We start from the raw sequence: 2,148 nt of genomic DNA on the forward strand, positions 1-2,148 counted from the left end.
CAGCCGATGCCGTACCGGAAAGCGTGGACCGCAAAGCGAAAACCCGTTATCCGGCGCCGTTACCGGTCTTACTGACCCGTTATGCCGCCCAGAGTCTGTATGCACCGTTAAGAACGGTGGAGCCGGTGTCCGGCGTACAACCTTTGCCACTGACCTTACCAAAAACACTGACAGCACTCTACCCGTCTGAACCACTGATCGCGCGGCCGCTGGCCGGCTGGCAGGCGGCGGAGTACCGGGTGGTGGCGGTGAAACTGACCAATCAGTCCGCTCAGAAAGTCGTGCTGGATCCCCGTCAGTTGCAGGGGCAGTTTGTCAGCGCCACGTTCCAGCATCAGTGGCTGGACGCGAAGGGCACACCGGAGGATACCACCACAGTGTATCTGGTGATGAAAGGCAAACCGGATAAGGCGTTTCCTGCGGAGCCGCCTGTCCGGAGGACGGGAGGGAAAGCCCGATGAAAGTGAAATCCAATACGCTGGTCAAAATTCTGGTGCCGTCCGCACTGGCGTTGGCGGTGCTGATTGGTATCAAAAGCTGCCAGCCCGACACGCCGGTCACCGGCAGCGGACAGGACAACCTGTCTCAGTCAATCAATGACCTTGACCCAGGGGAGCTGAAGTCACTCGGGATTGAGGGGGATACCCCGGCCGATACACTGAGGACGCTGATTGGCACTATGAAAACGGTACGTGACCGTCAGGCGGAATTGATCGCCCAGAATGAGAAATTGCTGGAAGAGAATGCGCAGCTGCGTAACCGGCAGCAGAATGTGTCGGGGCAGATCCAGTCTGCGGTGGCTTCCGTCCGTCAGGAAGCGGAGAGTCAGCAGCGTGCCCTGCAACAGGAGCAGCAGACACTGATGCGGCGTCTGGATAGCCTGGGGGAAACGCTGACAGCATCAGGTGGTCAGCCGGCTCAGGGCAGCGGACAAGACGATATTCCGCTGGGACTGGGGCTGGATACCGGGGGCAGCGGACTGACGGTGAAAGACGGGTTGCTGTGGGCTGAGCCGCAGGATGCACAACCGGCTGAACCGGGGCGGATGGTGAACGGACAACCGGCTAAACCGGCGTTTCCGACCTCTTTTCTGGAGGATAACGCCATTACCCGTCAGAAAGCGGAACTGGACCGGGTGGCCAAAAATCAGCGCACGCTCTCCGGTACAGCGGACGGTGAGGCCCATACCGAACCGGCGTACACGATACCGGAGAATGCCACCTTGGTGGGCAGCCAGGCGATGACGGCGTTGCTGGGGCGGGTGCCCATTGACGGTAAAGTGACCGATCCGTATCCGTTCAAGGTGGTGGTGGGAAAAGACAACCTCACGGCGAACGGCATTGAGTTACCGGATGTGGAAGGGGCGGTGATCAGCGGCTCGGCCACCGGTGACTGGACATTGTCCTGTGTGCGCGGGGATATCACCTCGATCACCTTTGTTTTTACGGACGGCACGATCCGCACGGTGCCGAAGCCGGCTGACCGGACGGACGGCGGCAGTCAGGCCAACAGCGGACAGAATGCCCGTAATAACGGCGGGTCGCTCGGCTGGATTTCAGATGAGAGCGGGATCCCGTGTATCAGCGGTGAACGTAAAACCAATGCCGGCACCTATCTGCCGACCCTGTTTGCCCTGACGGCAGCGGCCTCGGCCGGGGATGCGATGTCGCAGAGTCAGTATACCGCGCAGAACAACGGGTACGGTATCACCTCCTCGCTCTCCGGGGATGCGGGGAAAGCGGCGCTGGGCAGTGCCATCGGCGGCGGGTTTAAGGATGTGGCAGACTGGGTGAAATCCCGCTACGGGCAGACCTTTGATGCGGTGTATGTGCCGCCGGGGCAGAAAGTCGCGGTGCATATCAGCCGTCAGATCCCGGTGGATTATGAATCGCAGGGACGCCGGGTGAATTACGGTTTTTCACTGACAGAGGGTGAGGAAGGAGGTCTGGAGTGACGTATTTTGCGAAGCCGGGGGTGCCGGCTGTGACGCCGGTGACGTTTCCGCTGGTGTTTGTGTTCAGTGCCGGACAGGCCGGTTGTACCGGAAGTCATTTTTGCCTGACGGTGGCCGGTCATCAGGTGTTTGATGAGGAGCAACAGCAGCTGATTGCCGGCATGTCACCGGCGACGATACAGCTGGCGTGGCAG

General features: G+C 60.5%; 2 protein-coding genes and 1 pseudogene. All 3 read left to right on the top strand.

Features of this window, described 5'->3' with window-relative positions:
* A partial coding sequence (locus tag AACQ49_RS15815; RefSeq protein WP_161779157.1) for a TIGR03749 family integrating conjugative element protein occupies window positions 1-461 on the top strand: 461 nt, incomplete at its 5' end.
* Entirely contained in the window at window positions 458-1,954 is a 1,497-nt protein-coding gene (locus tag AACQ49_RS15820) for a TIGR03752 family integrating conjugative element protein (RefSeq protein WP_161779158.1), read from the top strand. The genes AACQ49_RS15815 and AACQ49_RS15820, both read left to right, overlap by 4 nt.
* Window positions 1,951-2,148 (top strand): annotated as a pseudogene (locus tag AACQ49_RS15825) (hypothetical protein); the annotation flags it as partial. The gene AACQ49_RS15820 and the pseudogene AACQ49_RS15825, both read left to right, overlap by 4 nt.

The sequence above is a fragment of the Proteus sp. G2675 genome, from assembly GCF_963886535.1.
Lineage (GTDB): Bacteria > Pseudomonadota > Gammaproteobacteria > Enterobacterales > Enterobacteriaceae > Proteus > Proteus mirabilis.